19 protein-coding genes are annotated in these 18,761 nt (G+C 65.7%); 15 read left to right on the forward strand and 4 right to left on the reverse strand.

What is annotated here, in order from left to right; genetic code table 11:
• The first annotated feature begins 4 nt into the window (after positions 1 to 4).
• The 5 genes from XAN126_RS0106310 to XAN126_RS0106330 are packed head-to-tail and all read left to right on the forward strand — an operon-like array spanning position 5 to position 4,621.
• Positions 5 to 1,144, forward strand: coding sequence for an ABC transporter substrate-binding protein (locus XAN126_RS0106310; protein ID WP_024277752.1), 1,140 nt, complete (start codon positions 5 to 7; stop codon positions 1,142 to 1,144).
• A 30-nt stretch (positions 1,145 to 1,174) separates the two neighbouring features.
• The gene (locus tag XAN126_RS0106315) at positions 1,175 to 2,050 is read left to right on the forward strand and encodes a branched-chain amino acid ABC transporter permease (protein ID WP_245272356.1); all 876 of its coding nucleotides are present in this window, start codon (positions 1,175 to 1,177) and stop codon (positions 2,048 to 2,050) included.
• 3 nt (positions 2,051 to 2,053) lie between these two features.
• Entirely contained in the window at positions 2,054 to 3,100 is a 1,047-nt protein-coding gene (locus tag XAN126_RS0106320) for a branched-chain amino acid ABC transporter permease (RefSeq protein WP_024277754.1), read from the forward strand.
• Entirely contained in the window at positions 3,097 to 3,888 is a 792-nt protein-coding gene (locus XAN126_RS0106325) for an ABC transporter ATP-binding protein (RefSeq protein WP_051460557.1), read from the forward strand. Before XAN126_RS0106320 ends, XAN126_RS0106325 begins: the two co-directional genes overlap by 4 nt.
• Position 3,889: 1 nt before the next feature.
• Positions 3,890 to 4,621, forward strand: coding sequence for an ABC transporter ATP-binding protein (locus tag XAN126_RS0106330; protein ID WP_024277756.1), 732 nt, complete (start codon positions 3,890 to 3,892; stop codon positions 4,619 to 4,621).
• Between the two features lie 77 nt (positions 4,622 to 4,698).
• On the opposite strand, the gene XAN126_RS26045 is transcribed toward XAN126_RS0106330, so the two are convergent.
• Complete coding sequence (locus tag XAN126_RS26045) at positions 4,699 to 5,589, reverse strand: IS481 family transposase (RefSeq protein ID WP_245272357.1); 891 nt, start codon at positions 5,587 to 5,589, stop codon at positions 4,699 to 4,701.
• Between the two features lie 153 nt (positions 5,590 to 5,742).
• Complete coding sequence (locus XAN126_RS0106340) at positions 5,743 to 6,651, reverse strand: LysR family transcriptional regulator (RefSeq protein ID WP_029876796.1); 909 nt, start codon at positions 6,649 to 6,651, stop codon at positions 5,743 to 5,745.
• Positions 6,652 to 7,001: 350 nt separating this feature from the next.
• On the opposite strand from XAN126_RS0106340, the gene XAN126_RS0106345 reads away from it, so the two are divergent.
• The 10 genes from XAN126_RS0106345 to XAN126_RS28620 are packed head-to-tail and all read left to right on the forward strand — an operon-like array spanning position 7,002 to position 14,164.
• The gene (locus XAN126_RS0106345; RefSeq protein ID WP_081762541.1) at positions 7,002 to 8,258 is read left to right on the forward strand and encodes an ABC transporter substrate-binding protein; all 1,257 of its coding nucleotides are present in this window, start codon (positions 7,002 to 7,004) and stop codon (positions 8,256 to 8,258) included.
• A gap of 4 nt (positions 8,259 to 8,262) precedes the next feature.
• A complete protein-coding gene (locus XAN126_RS0106350; protein WP_081762805.1) occupies positions 8,263 to 9,063 on the forward strand; it encodes an ABC transporter ATP-binding protein in 801 nt (266 codons plus the stop codon).
• Positions 9,050 to 9,760, forward strand: coding sequence for an ABC transporter ATP-binding protein (locus XAN126_RS0106355; protein ID WP_024277761.1), 711 nt, complete (start codon positions 9,050 to 9,052; stop codon positions 9,758 to 9,760). Before XAN126_RS0106350 ends, XAN126_RS0106355 begins: the two co-directional genes overlap by 14 nt.
• Positions 9,761 to 9,809: 49 nt before the next feature.
• Entirely contained in the window at positions 9,810 to 10,673 is an 864-nt protein-coding gene (locus XAN126_RS0106360; RefSeq protein WP_024277762.1) for a branched-chain amino acid ABC transporter permease, read from the forward strand.
• A gap of 2 nt (positions 10,674 to 10,675) precedes the next feature.
• Entirely contained in the window at positions 10,676 to 11,689 is a 1,014-nt protein-coding gene (locus tag XAN126_RS0106365) for a branched-chain amino acid ABC transporter permease (protein WP_024277763.1), read from the forward strand.
• A 41-nt stretch (positions 11,690 to 11,730) separates the two neighbouring features.
• A complete protein-coding gene (locus XAN126_RS0106370; protein ID WP_024277764.1) occupies positions 11,731 to 12,219 on the forward strand; it encodes an ester cyclase in 489 nt (162 codons plus the stop codon).
• A gap of 44 nt (positions 12,220 to 12,263) precedes the next feature.
• The gene (nthA, locus tag XAN126_RS0106375) at positions 12,264 to 12,911 is read left to right on the forward strand and encodes a nitrile hydratase subunit alpha (RefSeq protein ID WP_024277765.1); all 648 of its coding nucleotides are present in this window, start codon (positions 12,264 to 12,266) and stop codon (positions 12,909 to 12,911) included.
• The gene (gene nthB, locus XAN126_RS0106380; RefSeq protein ID WP_024277766.1) at positions 12,908 to 13,570 is read left to right on the forward strand and encodes a nitrile hydratase subunit beta; all 663 of its coding nucleotides are present in this window, start codon (positions 12,908 to 12,910) and stop codon (positions 13,568 to 13,570) included. The genes nthA and nthB overlap by 4 nt, the downstream gene beginning before the upstream one ends.
• A gap of 19 nt (positions 13,571 to 13,589) precedes the next feature.
• Complete coding sequence (locus XAN126_RS0106385) at positions 13,590 to 13,925, forward strand: nitrile hydratase accessory protein (protein WP_024277767.1); 336 nt, start codon at positions 13,590 to 13,592, stop codon at positions 13,923 to 13,925.
• Positions 13,922 to 14,164, forward strand: a complete 243-nt coding sequence (locus XAN126_RS28620; protein ID WP_197024136.1) for an amidase family protein — start codon at positions 13,922 to 13,924, stop codon at positions 14,162 to 14,164. Before XAN126_RS0106385 ends, XAN126_RS28620 begins: the two co-directional genes overlap by 4 nt.
• 342 nt (positions 14,165 to 14,506) lie before the next feature.
• Here XAN126_RS28620 and XAN126_RS0106395 read toward each other — a convergent pair whose 3' ends face one another.
• A complete protein-coding gene (locus XAN126_RS0106395; protein ID WP_024277769.1) occupies positions 14,507 to 17,581 on the reverse strand; it encodes an efflux RND transporter permease subunit in 3,075 nt (1,024 codons plus the stop codon).
• A 12-nt stretch (positions 17,582 to 17,593) separates the two neighbouring features.
• A complete protein-coding gene (locus XAN126_RS0106400; RefSeq protein WP_024277770.1) occupies positions 17,594 to 18,715 on the reverse strand; it encodes an efflux RND transporter periplasmic adaptor subunit in 1,122 nt (373 codons plus the stop codon).
• Positions 18,716 to 18,761 lie beyond the last annotated feature (46 nt).

The raw sequence follows: 18,761 nt of genomic DNA on the forward strand, positions 1-18,761 counted from the left end.
GAACATGAAGCAATCCGTGTCGCGCCGGGCGCTCCTGGCCTTGCCCGCGCTCGTCCTCGCTCTTGCAGGAACGGCCGCCGTCGTCGAGGCGGCGGAACCCATCCGCATCGGCGCCATCCTGTCGACCACCGGACCCGGTGCAGGAGCCGGCATCCCGCAGCGCAACGGGCTGCAGCTGGCTGTGAAGCTTGTGAACGAGAAGGGCGGCATCGACGGCCGCCCCGTCCAACTCATCCTGGAGGATGATGGATCGAGCCCGGACGTCGCGGTCACCAAAGCGAACAACCTGATCTTCTCGCAGAAAGTGCAGGCCATCATCGGCCCGACGCTGACAGCCTCCACCCTCGCCGTGGGCGGTGTCGCCGACCCGGCCAAGGTCCCCGTCATGGCCTTCACCGGCCTTGGCGTTCCCATGGAGAAGACCCGGCGCTGCGTGTTCCACATGCTGCCGTCGCAGGACCTCAACGCCCGCGCGCTGCTCGAGGTCGCCACCAAGGCGCTGGGCGCGAAGAAGCTCGGCGTGCTGCATGATTCCGCCTACGGCAACATCGTGATGACGAAGATCCGGGAGGTGAGCCCCGATTATCCGGTGGAGATCGTGGCGGTGGAAAAGTGGGAAGTGGGCGCCACCGACGCCACGACCCAAGCCGCCAAGGTGAAGGCCGCGGCTCCCGATGCCGTCGCCGTCATCGGCAATTCGGCGACGCCCTTCCGCAATGCCCGCCAGATCCGCCTCAACGCGCCGCTCCTCTCGGCTCTCGGCACCGCCACCTATGAGTATGTGAAGGCCATGGGCGATGCGGCGGACAACATCGTCTTCGCCGAATTTCTCGTTGCCGAGGATCCTCTGCCCGGCCAGACCGCGTTCGTGGATGCCTTCCGCAAGGAATACGGGGTGCTGCCGAAGACCATGGAGGCAAGCGCCTGGGATGCCTTCAACGCGGTGGCGGCCGGGCTCGCCAAGGTCGGGCCGGAGGCCCAGCCTGGCGCCCTGTGCGAGGCGATCCGCAGGCCCTTCGATGGCGCCATGGCCCGGTTCGATTTCTCCCAGGAGGACATGACCGGGCTCACGCTCAAAAGTTACGTCTTCTCGAAGCTCGACAAAGGCCAGTTTGTCCGCCTGCCTTTCAAGGCCGGCTCCTGAACCCAAAGTGGGGGAAATCCCTTGGCCTTGATGCTCATCACCCAGGCGCTGCTCGCCGGCGTCACCAACGGCTTCGTCTACGCCCTCGTGGGGCTCGGCATTGCCGTCATCTTCAAGGGTAGCCACGTCATCAACGCCATGCAGGGCGAACTCGCCGTGGTCGGCGCAGCCACGGCCGTGTTTGCGGCTGACATATGGGGCCTTCCGCTCTGGCTGGCCGTCGTGGCCGGCGCGCTCACGGGGATGGCCATCGCCATCCTCGTCGAGCTCGGCCCGATCCGCGCCCTGTTCGCGCGGCGGGCGCGGGAGGAATCCTTCCTCCTGCTCACGGTGGGCCTCGGCTTCACCTTCTCGGCCGGGGTGCTCTATCTGTTCGGACGGGAGGAGCACCTTTTGCCTCCGCTGGGAGACGAGGTGTACGAGGTCTTCGGCGCCATCATCCGTGAACATGCCCTCTGGGTGATCGCCATCTCCGCGGCGCTGATCCTGGCGCTGCGCCTGTTCTACCGGCACACCCACCTGGGGCTCTCCATGATGGCGGCCTCCATCGACCCCGATGGCGCCGCCACCACCGGGATCAATGTCCGCGCCATGCGCACCGCCACCTTCGCGCTGGGCGGCCTGCTGGCGGCGCTGGCGGGCCTCCTCGTCGCCCCGCTCATCGGAGTCGGCTACCAGATGGGGCCGCTGCTCACGCTGAAGGGATTTGCGGCGGCCATCCTCGGCGGCCTTTCCAATCCGCTCGGGGCGCTGGTGGGGGGGCTCGTCATCGGCATCCTCGAGGCGATGTCCATCGTCTTCGTCTCATCCGGGATGAAGGATGCGGTCGCCCTCACCTTGCTCATCGTCATCATGATCTTCGTTCCGGATGGAATCCTCGGCCGCGCCGGCCGCAAGGGAGGCTGAGCCATGGTGCAGAACAAGACCTCCCCGGTCCCGCCCGGCATTGCCGCCGCGCTGCCTGCGCAACAGGTGCAGACCGCCCGCCCGTCGGCGGCCGCCTTGTCCGCCCTCGCACTCGCAGCCGGCCTGTACCTCATCCTGCCGCTGGTCCTGGAGCGCCACGCCGTGGACCTCCTGGTGTTCTGCGGGCTCTATGCCATCGCCGGCGCCGGCGTCGGCTTCCTCCTCGGGCAGGGCGGGATCGTCAATCTCGGTCAGGCTGCATTCTACGGCATCGGCGGCTACGCCAGCGCCTATTGCGCGGCGCGGCTGGGCTGGCCCGCGCCGGCGGGGATCGCCATCGGCATCGTGCTTTCGATGGCTATCGCCGCGCTCATCGGCCGGCCGATCCTGCGGCTGTCGGGTTACTTCCTGGCACTGGCGACCCTCGCCCTCGGAATCATCTGCACCAACATCTATTTCGAGGCGGACTTCATCACCGGCGGCACGCTCGGTGTGCCTGGCGTGCCGAAGCTGGCGATCGGCGGCTTCGTCTTCGACACCCCGGAAAAGTTCTATTACCTGGTCTGGCCCATCGCCTTCGCGATCATCCTTGCCATGCACAATCTGATGGGCAGCCGCATCGGCCTTGCCCTGCAGGCCATGCGCGACGACCCGGATGCGGCCATGGTGATGGCCATCGACAATGCCCGGCTGAAGCTCTGGATCTTCATGCTGTCGAGCGGGCTTGGCGCGCTGTCGGGCAGCCTGTTTGCCCATTATGTGGGGTTCGTGAACGTGGACAGCTTCGGCGTGGACAAATCGATCATGTTCCTGCTCGTCCCGGTCATCGGCGGCGCCTCAGTTCCGGCCGGTGCCATCGTCGGCGCCCTGTTCATCGGCCTCGTGCCGGAATTCCTCAGCGCGCTCGGCGACATCCACCGCGTCCTCTTCGGGCTCGCACTCGTCGCGTCCGTGGTGTTCTTCCCGGACGGCCTGTGGGGCCTCGGCCGCAGCCTGACCGGGCTGGTGAGGCGCAGGTCTGGCGCCGCCCGCGCGGAGACCACGCCATGAACCTTGCGCCCCGCAAAGCCCCCAGCGCGCCAGATGCTCCGCTGCTGGAGCTGAAGGCCATCGCCCACCGCTTCGGCGGCTTCCAGGTGCTCCACGACGTGAGCTTCGCGGCTCCGGCCGTGGGCATTACCGGACTGATGGGCCCCAACGGCTCCGGCAAGACGACCTTGTTCAACATCATCTCCGGCTTTCTCACGCCCACCTCGGGCGCGGTGCTGTTCGACGGCCGGGACATCCGTGCCGAGAGCGTGCGCCGGCGGAGCCTCGACGGCCTGGTGCGCACCTTCCAGACGCCGAAGATATTCGAGCGCCTGACCGTCGCTGAGAATGTGATGGTGGGTGCCTTCAAGTCCGGCCGTTCGGGCTTCTTCGCCGGCCTTGCCGGCCTTCCCTCGGTGCGGCGCGAAATGGCGGACATGCGGGCGCGGGCTTACGAGACTGCGCAGCGTTTCGATCTTGGAGCCGTCTTCAATCGCCCTTCGCCCCTGCTGACGGCCGGCCAGCGGCGCCTGCTGGAGCTCGCGCGGGCCTCTCAGGGCCGGCCCCGGCTCCTGATGCTGGACGAGCCGTCCTCTGGCCTCACCACCACCGAGATCGAGGTCCTCATCACGAAGCTGAAGCTTCTTGCCGAGGAGGGCATCGCCATCCTGCTCGTCTCGCACGACATGGAGTTGATGGGGGTGGCGCAAGCCATCCACGTGCTCAACTTCGGGCGGATCATCGCCTCCGGCACAATGGCGGAGGTCCAGGAGGATGCGGCCGTGCGCGAGGCCTATCTGGGGGTGTGAGATGCTGAGCGTGAAGGGCCTCTGCGCCGGCTACGGCGCGCTGACGATCCTCAAGGGGATCGATCTCAGCATCGGCAAGGGGGAAGTGGTCGGTCTGGTGGGTGCCAACGGTGCCGGCAAGACAACGCTGGTGCGCACGCTGGCGGGTCTCCTGCCCACGCGGGACGGCGAGATCCGCCTGGGCGGCAAGGACATTACACGCATCCCGCCGCATCTGCGCAGCGGGTTCGGTCTCGCCGTGGTGCTTGAGAACCGGAACCTGTTCGGTGAGCTCACGGTGCGGGAAAACCTGGCCCTGGCCGAACGGGCAGGGCGCGGGCGCCGGCGCGTGTTCACCCTGGAGCGGATCGTCGATCTCTTCCCTGCGGTGGGCGAAAAGTTGAATGTGCGATGCGACCTGCTCAGCGGAGGCCAGCAACAGCAGGTCGCCATCGGCCGCGCACTTCTCCTCCAGCCGGACATCATGTTGATGGACGAGCCCTCCACCGGCCTTGCCCCGAAGGTGGTCAAGGACATCCTGGATGTTCTCGGCCGGCTACGCGCCGACGGCATGAGCATCATTCTGGTGGAGCAGAACATCGCCATCGCATCGAGCGCAACCAGCCGGGCCTATGTGATGGCGACCGGACGGGTCGCCCACGAGATCGGCGAAGGCGACTGGCCCCGTTTCATGGCCGACGAGAAGCTGGTGAGCGCCTATCTGGGCCATCATCAGGGGGCGGCCCACCAATGAGGTAGTTGGTCCGCCACGCCATCATCTCCGCAAGCCCGCCCCCCTCCCCGGTGATTGCGGCCCATGGGCCTGTGCCGCTAGTTGTTTAGTCCCGGCATTTGATGGATTGGATTGATGATGAATCTGTCGGGTTCGATTGTCCATCGTTTGCAGATGAATTCGTAGGGCGAGATCCCTTTCAGGGTCTTGAGGCGGCGGGCAAAGTTGTAGGCGGCAACGAAGCTTTGGAGATGGGCTCGAAGCTGTTCGTGGTCGTCGTAGTGGAAGCGTTTGACGGTCGCCTCCTTGATCGTACGGTTCATCCGCTCGACCTGCCCGTTGGTCCAGGGATGCTTTGGCTTTGTCAGCCGGTGTTCGATGCCATGAGCCTGACAGGCGCGATCAAAGGGATGCCCGCGCCACATGGCGGTCGGACCGGAACGGTTCTTCGGCAGGTCGGCGAACTGGATGCCGTTGTCGGTCAGAACGATCTCGATCCTGTAGGGAACGGCGGCCACCAGCGCATCGAGAAAAGCGCGTGCTGTCGCCGTGGTGGCCTTGTCAACGAGTTGGGCAAAGGCGAACTTAGAGGTGCGGTCGATGCCGACATACAGATACAATTTGCCTTCCGCCGTCTGTACCTCGGCGATGTCAATGTGGAAGAAGCCGATCGGGTAGGCCTTGAACTTCCTCTTCGCCGGCTTGTCGCCCGCCACATCGGGAAGCTTTGAGATGCCATGGCGTTGCAGGCATCGGTGAAGCGACGAGCGGGTCAGGTGGGGGATCGTCGCCTGCAGGGCGTAGAGGCAGTCGTCGAGCGGCAACAGGGTGTGCCTGCGGAAGGCGACGACGATCGTCTCCTCCTCTTGGGACAGGACCGTCGACTTGGCGTCCTTCGGACCGGTCGGAAGATCCGCGCAGGAGGTCCGCCTCTTCCATTTGGCGACTGTTTTCTGGTTGATCCCGTAGCGCTTGGCCAGAGCCCTCAGGCTCTCTTGACTATGCTGTATCGCTCGACGGACTGCCTCTGTCGTCGTGGCGCATCACCAACTCCCCCGAAATGGCCTGTCGTCGATCCGGACACGGACGTCGCCAGCCGTCAGCGATGAGCCTTGGGCACGATCGGCACGCCGCGGCTTGATTCAAACCTGCAGGATCTTGTGATCCCGCCGCATGACATCGACGATGAAGTCGATGAGCGCCCGGATCCGCGGCACCGACTGCAGATCCTGGTGAACCACCAGCCACCAGTCGCGGGACAGATTGATTTCCTCCGGTAGGAGACGGACGAGCAGCCGATCCATCTCGCCCATGAAATGGGGCAGCATGACGAGGCCCGCGCCCTCCTGGGCCGCCGCCTGCTGGGCAATCAGGCTGGTGGAGGCGAAGCGGGTGCGCGGCGCCTCGATCACATCTGGCAGCCAGCGCACATGAGGAACGGCGATGAGCTCGTCCACATAGGTGATGAAGGTGTGGGCCGTAAGGTCCCCGATGGTCTGCGGCGTCCCGGCCTGTTCCAGATAGGAGGGCGCGCCATAAAGGCCGACACCGAACTGCCCCACCCGCCGCACCATCAGCCGGCCGCGCTGGGGATTGATCATGTTGATCGAGATGTCGGCTTCCCGCTCCGACAAATTCAGGATGTGCTGAGCATTGACCAGCTGCACCGTCAGATTTGGATGCTGCCGCACGAACTCGCTGAGGCGACCGGCCAGATAGCTGCTGCCGAAGCCCTCCATGGTGGACACCCGCACCACGCCACTCAGGTCACGCGCGGCATCGGTGGCGTCGCGGGCAATGTCATCCCCGTGCTCTTCCATCCGCTGCGCGATGGCGAAGATGCGCTCGCCATCCAAAGTGAGCTGGAGCGTGCGGCCGTTGCGCACCAGCAGCCGGACCCCGATGGAGGCTTCCAGCGCGGCGATGCGGCGGCGGATGGTGGTGGCGTCGACCCTGAGCGAGCGCGCGGCCGGCGCTGTGCCCCGGCCGCGCGCCACTTCCAGGAACGTCTGCAGATCGGTCCAGTCGAACCGCTTCAAGCCGGTCGCCATGGGGCACCCCAAAAAACGGCAAAAACGCCCGATTAGAATGCATAATTATCCATAGAACAGCATATTTGCACGACATATCTTTACTCAACCGAACGGACTCCTGGCCCACTCCACGCGGACCGGACCGGAAGTGAGGATGCTGCCTCGGCGCGCGCCCGTCGCCGCCGGGGGCGCTCATCTACAACACCGCCCCATGAGAGCGGACGACCCAGTCGTCCGCTCATTTTTACTTATCTATACTATACACGACAAAGCTTTTTGTGAATATTTAGACGGATGATGCCAATGATTTTGTCTTTAAGACTCAGATATGCCGAATATAGTGGGCTGCATCACTGGAGACCCTGTCGATGACCCCCTGGCATCCCAGCCGCAGATCCGTTTTGCTTGGCACCGCCGCCGCCGCCACCGCCGGCCTGTTTGCCGCGCCCCGGCGCGTACAGGCGGCAGCGGGTGCACCCATTCGCATCGGGCATCAATGCGATGTGACGGGTGGCCTCGCCAGCTCGGGCTACTGGCACCGCAAGACCATCAACGTGGCGGCCGATTGGTTCAACGCCAATGGCGGCTTCGGTGGCCGGCCCATCGAGATCATCGGCATCGACACCGAGACCAAGGTGGATGTCGGCATCGCCCGCCTGCGCCAGCTGATACAGGATCAGAAGGTGGACTTCATCATCGGCTCGCAGCAAGGCGGCATCGCCCTCGCCAGCACCACAATCGTGCGGGACGAAGGCATCCCCTACATGTCCATGAGCCGCAGCGACGGCGTCACCGAGGGCTCGGGCAATCCCTTCGTCTTCCGGCTGATCGTGAACACCCGCCAGACCGACCTCGCCGCCGCCAAGGCCATGACAGGCATGGTCGGGAAGAAGTGGGCGGTGCTTTATGCAGACTATGTCTGGGGCCAGTCCCACAACGCCGCGTGGAGCGAGGCCATGGCCGCGGCTGGCGGCGAGGTTGTGCAGTCCATCGCCCTGCCGCTGAACAGCAACGACCCCATCTCCTACATCTCCAAGCTCGACCGCTCGGCGGAGGGCATCTTCGTGGCGCTGATCGGCACCGATCTGCCAAAAGCGTTCGTGGCGTTGCCGCAGCTCGGCTTCACCCGCAAGCCCATTGTCACAGCCGACTTCGTCTTTGGCGCCTTCGATCCTCTCAGCAACGGCAAGTATGTGGAAGGCGTTTGGGGCATCGACACCCTGCCGTGGGAACTGGCCGACAAGGACACGCCCTCTCTCAAGGCCTTCCGCGAACGCCTCGGCATCAATGCCAACGGCCGTGAGGTGGGCACCGGCCGCAATGTGGCCATGGGCGAGACCTGGCCGGTCTGGGAAAGCCTCTCGGTGCTGAAACTGGCGGTGGAAGGGGCGAACTGGAAAGGACGTGACGACACCTCCGCCCTCATCAAGTTCATCGAAACCCACCCCAGGCACGCCGAAGGGGATCTGTTCCCGCAGGGTCCGCTCTACCTGCGCCCGCAGGACCACCAGGCGTTTCCGGAAATCGACCTGCTGCAGATCGAACAGGGGCGCATCCGCACCCGCCGCGTGCTGCCGGCCGACGCCGGCCTCTATCCCACCAAGATGAACCTTGCCGCTGGCTGAGGTCATGAGCGCATCCGCCACCACCAGCCAGAGCCCGGGTGGCACCTCGCCCGCGCTTCCGCCCACGCTCCTGGAGATCCGCGAACTGACCAAGTCCTTCGGCGCGCACAGCGTGCTGAAGGGGGTCGATCTCAAGGTAGGCACCAACACGGTGCACGCCATCATCGGCCCCAACGGCGCCGGCAAGACCACCCTGGTGAATGTCATCACCGGGGTGCACCGCCCCTCCGGTGGCGCCATCACCTTCGCCGGCGAGGACGTGACCGACCTGGAGGTCCATCACCGCGCCCGGCGCGGGCTGGCGCGCACCTTCCAGATGACCAACCTGTTCGGCGACCTCACCGCGCAGGAAAACGTGGAGGTGGCGCTGGCAGGCACGCGCCGCCACCGCCTCGCGCGGCTCGATGCCGTGACCCGTGCCGAGGCCGAGGCGACGAGCGCTTCGGGCCTCCTTCAATCGGTGGGCCTTCAATGGGCGGAAGCGGTGAAAGCCGATGTCCTGTCCCATGGCGACCAGCGGCTGCTGGAAGTGGCGGTCGCCCTGGCGGCCTGGCCGCGCCTTTTGCTGCTGGACGAGCCGAGCGCCGGCATGAGCCCGGCGGAGACCCGCGCCTTCATCGGCCTCGTCAACACGCGCCTGCGCGGCAAGGTCACCATCGTCCTCATCGAGCACGACATGGCGGTGGTGATGGGCACCGCAGACCGCATCTGCGTGCTCGCCGACGGCGCCGTGCTCGCCGACGGCGCGCCGCAGGACATCATGCAGAACCCCTTCGTGAGGGAGGCCTATCTTGGCCGCGCTTGAGCTTCGCCGTCTCAATGCCTTCTACGGCAAGGCCCATATCCTCCAGGGCGTGGACCTGGCACTGGAGCCTGGCGGGGTGGTGGGCGTTATCGGCCGCAACGGTGCAGGCAAGACCACGCTCCTGCGCGCCATCATGGGCCTCCAGGCCAAGGTGGAGGGCGAGCTTAAGCTGTTCGGCGCCCCCCTGGCGGGTCTCGCCGCGGATGCCCGGGCACGCGCCGGCCTCGCCCTCATGTCCCAGGACATGCGGGTGTTTCCGGAGCTGACGGTGGAAGAGAATTGCCGCGCCGCCGCCGCCACGGTGCGGGATCCCCTGCCGCTGGAGGAGGTGCTGGAGGTGATCCCGGAGCTGAAGCCCCACTGGCGCCGTGCCGCGGGCCGGCTCAGCGGTGGCCAACAGCAGCTCGTCGCCATCGCCCGCAATCTCACCGTGCGCTGCCGGGTGCTGATGCTCGACGAGCCCACCGAAGGCCTGATGCCCTCCATCGTCACCCGCATCGGCGAAATCGTGCGCCGGCTCGCGGAGAGCCAGGTGGCGGTGCTTCTGGTGGAGCAGAACGTGGAGCTCACCTTCGCCATCTCCACCCGCATCCACATCCTGGAAAAGGGCCGCTTCGTGGCCGAGGGCACGCCGCAGGAGATCGTCTCCGGCGGCCTTCTGGAGCGCTATCTGGGCGTCAACGACGCGCCCCACTGAGCCCTCATCTTCCCCTTTCCCGCGGCTCAGCCGAAGGACGCTGTCTCAAATGGCTTTCGACCAGATTCTCTTCGAGCTCCTGAATGGGGTGATATGGGGGCTGATCCTCTCCATCATAGCCCTCGGGCTCGGCCTCATTTACGGCCTCATGGGCATCATCAACCTGGCCCATGGTTCGCTCTACATGGCGGGGGCCATGTGCGCCGCCCTTCTCATCAACCGCGCCGGGCTCGATTTCTGGCTGGTGCTGCCCATCGCCGCCGTGGCCGTGGGCCTGCTGACCCTGGCCTTAAACACCGCCATCTTCGAGCGCGTGCTGCACCGCGACCCGGCGGTGAGCCTTCTGGCCACGGCCGGCGTGTTCCTGACCCTCGACAATACGGTGCTCGCTCTCGCCGGCGCGGATCCGCAGAGCGTCATGCCGCCCATCTTCGACGTGCTGGAATTCGCCGGTGTCTACTATCCGGTCTACCGTCTGGTCGCGGCGGGCATCGCGCTGTTGACCCTCGTCGCTGTCGCCCTGTTCCTGCACTTCACCCGCTATGGGTTATGGATGCGCGCCGTGCCCCAGGCCCGGGATCTCGCGGCCGTCACCGGCATCCCGATCCTGAAGGTCAATGCCATCACCGCCGCCCTCGCTGGGCTCACGGCGGGCTTGGCGGGGGCCCTTGCCACCCCCATCAGCGGCGCCCATTTCCAGATGGGCCTATCGGTCATCGCCGCCTGCTTCATCGTCGTGGTCATCGGTGGCATGGGCAATCTGTGGGGAGCGGTGGTGGTGGCCATCGCGCTGGGGCTGATCCGCGGTCTCTACAGCACCGTGCTCAGCCCCACCTGGTCCGAGGTCGCAGCCTTCTCGACGCTGCTCTGCGTCATCTACTTCAAGCCCAACGGCATCTTCGGGAGACGCTGACCATGCGCCACAACGCGATCTCCACCCTCGTCAACACCCTCCAGGCGGCCGCCGTTGCGCTGCTGCTCCTGGCACCGCTCCTGGCCGGTGACTACTGGCGGTTCTTCTTCTTTCAGATGGTGGTGATGGCCTATCTCGCCATCGGCTTCGACCTGTCCTACAGCTATGCGCGCATCCTCAGCTTCATGCATGCGCTGTTCTTCGGGCTCGGGGCCTATCTGGCGGTGCCGCTGGTCTCCGCGGCGCCCTGGTCGCTGCCCGTGACCCTCTTCGTCGCCACGGCGGCGGCCGGCCTCGCTGGGCTGGTGAGCGGGGCCGTGCTGGTGCGGATGGAAAACCACAACCCCACCATCGCCACCGTCATCCTGTCCTCCATCGTCCTGCTGGCGGCCAATTCCATGACCGGCGTGACCGGCGGCGAGGACGGCCTCATCGTCCATGCCCGCACCATCGGCTTTCTGGGGATCGAGATCGGCATGGGGCCGACCATGGCGCTCTATTACCTGGCGGCCATTCCCCTGGTCGCCCTGACGGTGGGGCGGCTCCTGCTCCAGCGCACGGAAACCTGGATGCTGGTGCGCGCGGTGGCGCAGAACGAGACGCGTGCGCGCCAGCTCGGCTTCGACGCGCGGGCCTGGCGGCTCATCATGTTCGCGGCGAGCGCGGCCATCGCCGGCCTCGGTGGGGTCTTCTACGCGCTGATGATGCAGCATGTAAGCACGTCGAGCCTGGAGGTCGGCCTCTCTATCAACGCCATCCTCTATTCGGCCATCGGCGGCCTTGGGACCGCATTCGGACCGCTGGTGGGCGTGTTGCTGATCTATCCCATCACCGAAGTAATCTCGCTCTACTTCATCTACGTGCCGATCCTGGTGGGCCTGGTGCTCATCATCGTCTCGCTGTTCTTCGGGCGCGGGGTGATCGGCACCCTGCGCAGCCTGGAAGACCAGCCGGCCCACGCCCGCGCGCCCGACCACCCGGCCCATGATGCCGCCACCACCGCGCCGAGCCGCTGAGCGTCCCGCCCTTGCGCCTCCCTTCAACCCAAGAGGAAGAAATGAACCCGACCATGGACGATGAGGTGCCGATGACTTTCGAGGGCTATGCCCTCAGCCCCCAGAAGGAGATCGTGCGCAAGTTCTACAAGGATATGTGGGACCATGCGGACGTGAGCCTGATTCCCGAAATCTTCCACCCCGACTTCACCTTCCGCGGTTCTCTGGGTCCTACGGTCGTCGGCCATGCGCAGTTCGCGGATTATGTACGCTGGGTCACCGCGTGCCTCGACAATTATACGTCGGACATCTTCGTGATGATCGAGGAAGGCGCGAAGGTCTCCGCCAAGCTGCGCTTTCACGGCATCCATCGCCAGTCCATGTTCGGCCACGCGGCCAGTGGCCGGCATGTGTGGTGGAACGGCGCGCCCATCTTCACTTTCGAGGGGCCTCTCGTGCGCGATCTGTGGGTGCTGGGCGATGTTTATGGCCTCATCAACCGAATTGAGGACAATGCGTTGGCCGAGCCGGAATTTCGGACCGTCGCATAAGCCGCAAGGCGGGCCGGAGGCGTCCATAGCCAGGGAGAAACTGCATGTCGGGCCGTCACGAGCACGACCATGAGCACCATGACCATGACCACCACGAAAGCACCTCGCTGTCCGAGATGGACCTGAGGGTCCGGGCGCTGGAGACGCTGCTGGTGGAGAAGGGCTATGTGGACCCGGCGGCCCTCGATCTCATCATCGAGAGCTACGAGACCCGCATCGGCCCGCACAACGGGGCCCGAGTAGTGGCCACCGCCTGGCTCGATCCTGACTTCATGACCGACCTGCGCCGCGACGCCTCGGCCGCCATCGCCTCCCTCGGCTATGGCGGCCGGCAGGGCGAGACCATGGTGGCGCTAGAGAACACCGACAGCGTGCACAACATGGTCGTGTGCACCTTGTGCTCCTGCTACCCCTGGCCGGTGCTGGGCCTGCCGCCCGCCTGGTACAAAAGCGCCGCCTACCGCTCCCGTGTGGTCATCGACCCGCGCGGCGTGCTGGCGGATTTCGGCGTGAGCCTGCCGGCCGAAAGGGAGATCCGGGTGTGGGATTCAACCGCCGAGGTGCGCTACCTCGTCATCCCACAACGGCCGGCCGGCACCGAGGGCTGGGACCATGACGCGCTCGCGGCCATCGTCACCCGAGATTCCATGATCGGCACCGGCCTCGTCACCCTGCCGGGAGCGGCGGCATGAACGGCGCCCACGATCTCGGCGGCATGGAGGGCTTCGGCCCGGTCACTCCCGACCCCGCGCACGCCCCATTCCATGCCCGGTGGGAGCGCCGCGTGCTCGCCAACACCCTCGCCTGCATGGCCATGGGAGTGTGGAACATCGACGCCATGCGCGCCGGCCGGGAGAACCTGCCGCCGCCCGAATACCTCACCTCCTCTTATTACGAAATCTGGTTTAAGGGCCTCGTCTCCCGCCTCATCCAGGAGGGGCTCGTCACCGCAGCTGAGGTGGAAAGCGGCGTCGCCATGGAGCCGGGCCGGCCGGTGCCCAACGTCTTGACCGCCGACAAGGTGGCGCCTGCGCTCGCGGCCGGCTCACAATACACCCGCGAGCCGGACCGCCCTGTCGCCTTTGCCGTTGGCGCACCGGTCCGCGCCCGCGAGATGAACCCCTCCCACCACACTCGCCTGCCCCGGTACGCGCGCGGCAAGACCGGGGTGATCGAAGCCGTGCGCGGCTTCTTCGTGTTCGCCGATGCCAATGCACAGGGCCTCGGGCCTCAGCCGCAATGGCTCTACACGGTCCGCTTTGCGGGGCGCGAGCTGTGGGGCGCGGACGCCGACCCCACTCTTTCCGTCACCATCGAAGCTTGGGAGAGCTATCTTGAACCCCTCGCCTGATCCCCTCTTCCCCGCCAGAGTGCCGACCGAAGGGCCCATTTTCGAGGAGCCTTGGGAAGCGCGCGTGTTCGCGCTCGCCGTCTCCCTCAGCCGGTCCGGCCTCTTCACCTGGCCGGAATGGACCGAGGCGCTGGTGGCACGCACCAAGGCCTCACCGTGCGGCGAGGCCACCTACGACGTGTGGCTCGACACGCTCGAGGGCCTCCTCATCACCAAGGCCGCCGCAGGCCGCGGCCTCATCGACATGCTGCGCGACGCCTGGCGGGCCGCGGCGAAGGCGACGCCCCACGGGCTGCCCATTACCCTGGCGCCGGAGTTGCTCGCATCCCTGGCACCATCTCGAAGCGAGCGATGATGTCCGACGGCCTGTGCTTCCTCGTCGCCACCGCCTTGGCCGACGGCTACCGCGGCGGGCGGTTCTCGCCGGTGGCGGTCACCGAGGCCCACCTCGCCCGCATCGCCACGCTTGATCCCGTCATCCATGCCTTCACCGAGGTGTTTGTAGACGAGGCGCGGGCGGCGGCTCGGGCCGCCGCCGACCGCTATGCCGCCAATGCCCCGCGCGGGCACCTGGATGCGTTCCCGTCGCGGTAAAGGATCTGATCGAGATCGCAGGCAAGGCCTGCGCGGCCAGTCCTCCGACCAGTCGAACTGGAAGGCCTCGCCTGGCACAAAGGCCAGCGGCACGAAGGTGCCGCGGCCGCTAGTCTGCTGCTCGCGCAGTCGGGCGGCCTTCCAGTCCCGGGCGAAGGCCGCCACCCATCGAGTTCGAACGGCAGCACAAAGCGACCCCCGAAGGCGTCTAGAAAACTCGGGGCGGTTCAGGACGATCGGCTGCGCAATCCCGACCAGCTCCGCCGATCGACCGTTGCTTACCCCGCGCATCAGCGCCAAACTCACCCGAGGACTCCGCCTCAGCTGGATGAGAGACGGGGCTCACAGCACCGGAACCGCCGCACCTTCAGCTTCCTCGCGGCGGTGGGTCTGACCCATCAACACATAGGCGGTGGGCACCACATAGAGGGTGAACAGCGTTCCGATGGCGAGGCCGGTGGCGATGACGAGGCCAAGGTTGAAGCGCGAGGCGGCGCCCGCGCCGGACGCGAAGATCAGCGGTACGACGCCGAGCACCATAGCCGCCGTCGTCATCAGGATCGGCCGCAGGCGGAGTGTGGCGGCCTCGATGATGGCCTCGCGCTTGGATTTGCCCTCGAGTTGCAACTCGTTCGCCACCTCCAGCATCAGAATGCCGTGCTTGCTGATGAGCCCCATGAGAGTGGTGAGCCCTACCTGGGTATAGATGTTGATGCTCGCTCCGCCGATGCCGACGCTGATGAACAGCAGCGCGCCGGCGAGCGACATGGGCACCGACAGTAGGATCACCACCGGGTCCCGAAAGCTGTTGAACAGGGCGGCCAGCGACAGGAAGATCACGATCAGCGCAAACGCGAACGTCGTAACGAACCCGCCGCTCTCCTGCACATATTGTCGCGAGGCACCGCCGAAATCGAGCGTATAGCCCGTGGGCAGGGTGCGCTTGGCGAGATCCTTCAGCGCCGTGATGGCATCACCCGTGGTAATCCCGGGTGCAACTACGCCGGCAATCGTAGCCGCGTTCACCTGCTGGAAGTGGTTGAGGGATTCCGGCACGGTCTTGGTCTCGATGCGTGCCACTGTCGACAGCGGAATCATGGTCCCGTCGCTCATGCGCATGTAATAGTCGAGCACCTGGTCCGTATTGAGCCGGGCCTCCTGTTTCACCTGCGGGATGACCTTGTAGGACCGCCCGTCCAGACTGAAATAGTTCACATAGCCGCCGCCCAGCAGCGAGGAGAGGGCGCCGCCCACGTCGCTCATGGAGAGGCCGAGGAGCGAGGTCTTCTCCCGGTCGATGACGATGGAGGCCTGCGGCTGGTCGATCTTGAGATCGTTGTTGAGGAAGATGAACAGGCCGGTGTCCAGCGCCTCCTGCATGAACTTCGCGGCCACCTCGTTGAGCTTGTCGAACCCATCCGAGGTGCCGATCACGATCTGCATGGGCAAGCCATTGGAGCCGGGTAGAGGCGAGGTCTGGAACGCAACGATCTTCTGGCCGGCGATGGCGTTCAGTTCCTGCTGGATCATCGGCTGGAGGGTCTTGGTGGTCGCCTTGCGTTCGTCCCAGGGCTTCAGCACCCAGCCGGCGATACTGGTGCCGGTGCTCTCCACCTGGAATACCGTCTCGGTCTCAGGGTGCTTGGCGAAGGTCTCGTAGGTCTGCCGATTGTAGAGCAACTTCTGCTGCAGTGTCGCATTGGGGGCGGAAATGCTCTGGGCGAGGATGATGCCCTGGTCTTCTTCAGGGGCCAGCTCGCTCTGCGCCGTACCGTATAGCCAGTAGACGCTGCACAGCACGAGGCCGGCGAACACGGCGGTGACGGGCATGTAGTTGAGCGCGCCCCTGAGCGAGCGAGAATAGGCGGCGGTGACAGCGCCCATCACCCGGTCCACTGCCAGCACCATGCGGGATTCCAGATCCCCGCCCGCATGGTCCACCGGCTTCAGCATGTAGGCGGACATCATCGGCGTCAGCGTCAGCGCCACCACGGCTGAGATCGTCACCGCCCCCACCAGCGTGAAGGCGAATTCAGTGAACAGCGCACCCGTGAGCCCGCCCTGGAAGCCGATGGGCACATAGACCGCGATCAGCACCACGGTCATGGCGATGATCGGATTGGCGAGCTGCCGGGCCGAGGCGAAGGCGGCCTGAAGCGCGCTCATCCCCTCTTCCATGTGGTGGTTGACGCTCTCCACCACGATGATGGCGTCGTCCACCACGAGGCCGATGGCAAGCACGAGGGCGAGCAGCGTGAGCAGATTGATGCTGAAGCCGAAGGCCAGCATCATCAGGAAGGTGCCGATCAGCGACAGTGGGATCGCGATGACGGGAATGAGCACCGAGCGCCAGGAGCCGAGGAAGGCGAACACCACCAGGGTCACGATGGCGAGCGCCTCCACCAGCGTGTGGATCACCTCCTCGATGGAGGAATTCACGAAGGCAGAGGAATCGTAGATCACACCCATGGAAAGCCCAGTGGGTAGCTGGCTCTCGATGTCCGGCAGCACCGCGCGCACGCCCTTGATGACATCGAGCAGATTGGCGGTGGGAGCGATCTGGATGCCGATATAGACAGACTCCCGCCCGTCGAACATGGTGGCGGACTCATAGTCGTCGGCGCCGAGGGTGACGTTGGCCACGTCCTTCAGACGCACGATGGCGCCGTTCGCCTCCTTGACGATGAGGTTCCTGAACTCCTCCACATTGTGCAGGCTGGTGGAGGCGGTCAGGTTCACCTGCACCATCTGGCCCTTGGTGTTGCCGAGGCTCGCAATGTAGTCGTTGCGGGTGAGTGCGGTGGAGACCTCCGAGGCGGTCACGCCATAGGCCGCAAGACGGATGGGATCGAGCCAGGCGCGCATGGCGAAAGTCTTGCTGCCAAGCAGTTCCGCCGTCTGCACCCCCTGCACCGCCTGCAGCTTCGGTTGCACCACGCGGATCAGGTAATCGGTGATCTGGTTGCCGGCGATGGCGTCGCTGCGGAACCCGATATACATGGCATCGATGGTCTGCCCCACCTTCACCGTCAGCACCGGCTGCTGAGTGCCGGAGGGCAACTGGTTGAGCACCGAGTTGACCTTGGTGTTGATCTCGGTGAGCGCCTTGCCGGTGTCGTAGTTGAGCCGCAGGTTGGCGGTGATGGTACTGGTGCCGGTGGTGCTGGTGGAGGTCATGTAGTCGATGCCGTTCGCCTGGGCGATGGCATTTTCCAGCGGCGTCGTGATGAAGCCCGCCACCACGTCCGGATCGGCGCCGGGATAGGTGGTCGAGACGGTCACGATGGCATTCTGCGTGCGCGGATATTGCAGGATGGGCATGGAGCTCATGGCGCGCAGGCCCAGCACCAGGATCATCAGGCTGACCACGATCGCCAGCACCGGCCGGCGGATGAAGATGTCGGTGAAGGATGACACGGGCGCCTCCGTTCAGCGATCGACGATGGAGGGAGCGGGGTCGTTGGCCGGCAGCACCGCATTGTTCACGCTGACCAGGGACCCGTTGTGCAGCTTCATCTGCCCGGCGGCGACGATCTGGTCGCCCGCCTTGATGCCCGAGAGGATGGCGATCTGGTCGCCACGCGTCGCGCCCGTCTTCACGAATACCTGACGCGCGGCGAGGCCCGTGGCCGACCCCTCCTTCTTCTCCACGACGAAGACGATGTCACCGTAGGGATTGGCCATGATGGCCGTCTGCGGCACGGTGACGAACGCGTCCGGTGTTCCCACAGCGACCTCGACAGTGGCGAACATGCCGGGGGTGAGGCGGTGGTCGTCGTTCCTGAACTCGGCGCGCAGTTGCACGTTGCGCGAGGTGACGTCCACCTTGGGGCTGATGGCCGTCACCGTGCCCTCGAATGCCTGGCCGGGATAGGTGTCCACGGTGGCCTTCACCGTCTGCCCGGCCTTCACCTCAGCGAGGGCCTGCTGCGGCAGGTAGAAGTCGATGAAGATGGGGTTGAGGGACTGGAGCGTCACCACGGTCGTGCCCGCGCTCACATACTGGCCGAGATCGACGGAGCGAATGCCGAGGCGGCCGGAGAAGGGCGCCTTTAGGGTCTTCTTGTCCACCACCGCCTGCTGCTCGGCCACTTGGGCCAGCGCCTTCTTGAGGTTCGCTGTGTCGCTGTCGATGGTCGCCTGGCTCACCGCGTGGATCTTCAACTGCTCCTGATCGCGATTGAGGATGATGGCGCTGACATCCGCAGTCGCCTTCAGGGCGGCGAGATTGGCCACCTCCTGCTCGTCGCGCAGTTGGAGCAGCACCTGTCCCTCGCGCACCTCGTCACCGGACTTGAAATTGATCTTCGCGACCGTGCCGGAGCTCTCAAGCGCCAGATCTGCGCCCGCCTCTGCGCGCACGCTGCCCACCGCCTTGACGGTGGACTGCCAGGGCGAGAGGGCAGCTACCGTGGTGGCGACGGTCTGTGGCGGGTCGCGCAGTGAGGCCAGCGCCTGCTTGATCATGCTCGCCTTGAAGAGCTGGAAGCCGTACAGCGCCCCGAACACTAGGGCGACGGCGGCCAGCATGATGATCATTCGTTTCTTCATCTGACGTCTCTTCTTGCGGCTGCGGCGCAGGGGTCGTTTTGAGGGC

It is taken from the genome of Xanthobacter sp. 126 (assembly GCF_000526175.1).
Lineage (GTDB): Bacteria > Pseudomonadota > Alphaproteobacteria > Rhizobiales > Xanthobacteraceae > Xanthobacter > Xanthobacter aminoxidans.

Bases quoted from the DNA above. Each gene is read 5' to 3' on its own strand.
- nthB (WP_024277766.1), top strand. From the start codon at position 12,908: ATGAACGGCGCCCACGATCTCGGCGGCATGGAGGGCTTCGGCCCGGTC.
- XAN126_RS0106365 (WP_024277763.1), top strand. From the start codon at position 10,676: ATGCGCCACAACGCGATCTCCACCCTCGTCAACACCCTCCAGGCGGCC.
- XAN126_RS0106370 (WP_024277764.1), top strand. From the start codon at position 11,731: ATGAACCCGACCATGGACGATGAGGTGCCGATGACTTTCGAGGGCTAT.
- XAN126_RS0106340 (WP_029876796.1), bottom strand. From the start codon at position 6,651: ATGGCGACCGGCTTGAAGCGGTTCGACTGGACCGATCTGCAGACGTTC.
- XAN126_RS28620 (WP_197024136.1), top strand. From the start codon at position 13,922: ATGATGTCCGACGGCCTGTGCTTCCTCGTCGCCACCGCCTTGGCCGAC.
- XAN126_RS0106310 (WP_024277752.1), top strand. From the start codon at position 5: ATGAAGCAATCCGTGTCGCGCCGGGCGCTCCTGGCCTTGCCCGCGCTC.
- XAN126_RS0106320 (WP_024277754.1), top strand. From the start codon at position 2,054: ATGGTGCAGAACAAGACCTCCCCGGTCCCGCCCGGCATTGCCGCCGCG.
- XAN126_RS0106350 (WP_081762805.1), top strand. From the start codon at position 8,263: ATGAGCGCATCCGCCACCACCAGCCAGAGCCCGGGTGGCACCTCGCCC.
- XAN126_RS0106400 (WP_024277770.1), bottom strand. From the start codon at position 18,715: ATGAAGAAACGAATGATCATCATGCTGGCCGCCGTCGCCCTAGTGTTC.
- XAN126_RS0106330 (WP_024277756.1), top strand. From the start codon at position 3,890: ATGCTGAGCGTGAAGGGCCTCTGCGCCGGCTACGGCGCGCTGACGATC.
- XAN126_RS0106325 (WP_051460557.1), top strand. From the start codon at position 3,097: ATGAACCTTGCGCCCCGCAAAGCCCCCAGCGCGCCAGATGCTCCGCTG.
- XAN126_RS0106345 (WP_081762541.1), top strand. From the start codon at position 7,002: ATGACCCCCTGGCATCCCAGCCGCAGATCCGTTTTGCTTGGCACCGCC.
- XAN126_RS0106360 (WP_024277762.1), top strand. From the start codon at position 9,810: ATGGCTTTCGACCAGATTCTCTTCGAGCTCCTGAATGGGGTGATATGG.
- XAN126_RS0106315 (WP_245272356.1), top strand. From the start codon at position 1,175: ATGCTCATCACCCAGGCGCTGCTCGCCGGCGTCACCAACGGCTTCGTC.
- nthA (WP_024277765.1), top strand. From the start codon at position 12,264: ATGTCGGGCCGTCACGAGCACGACCATGAGCACCATGACCATGACCAC.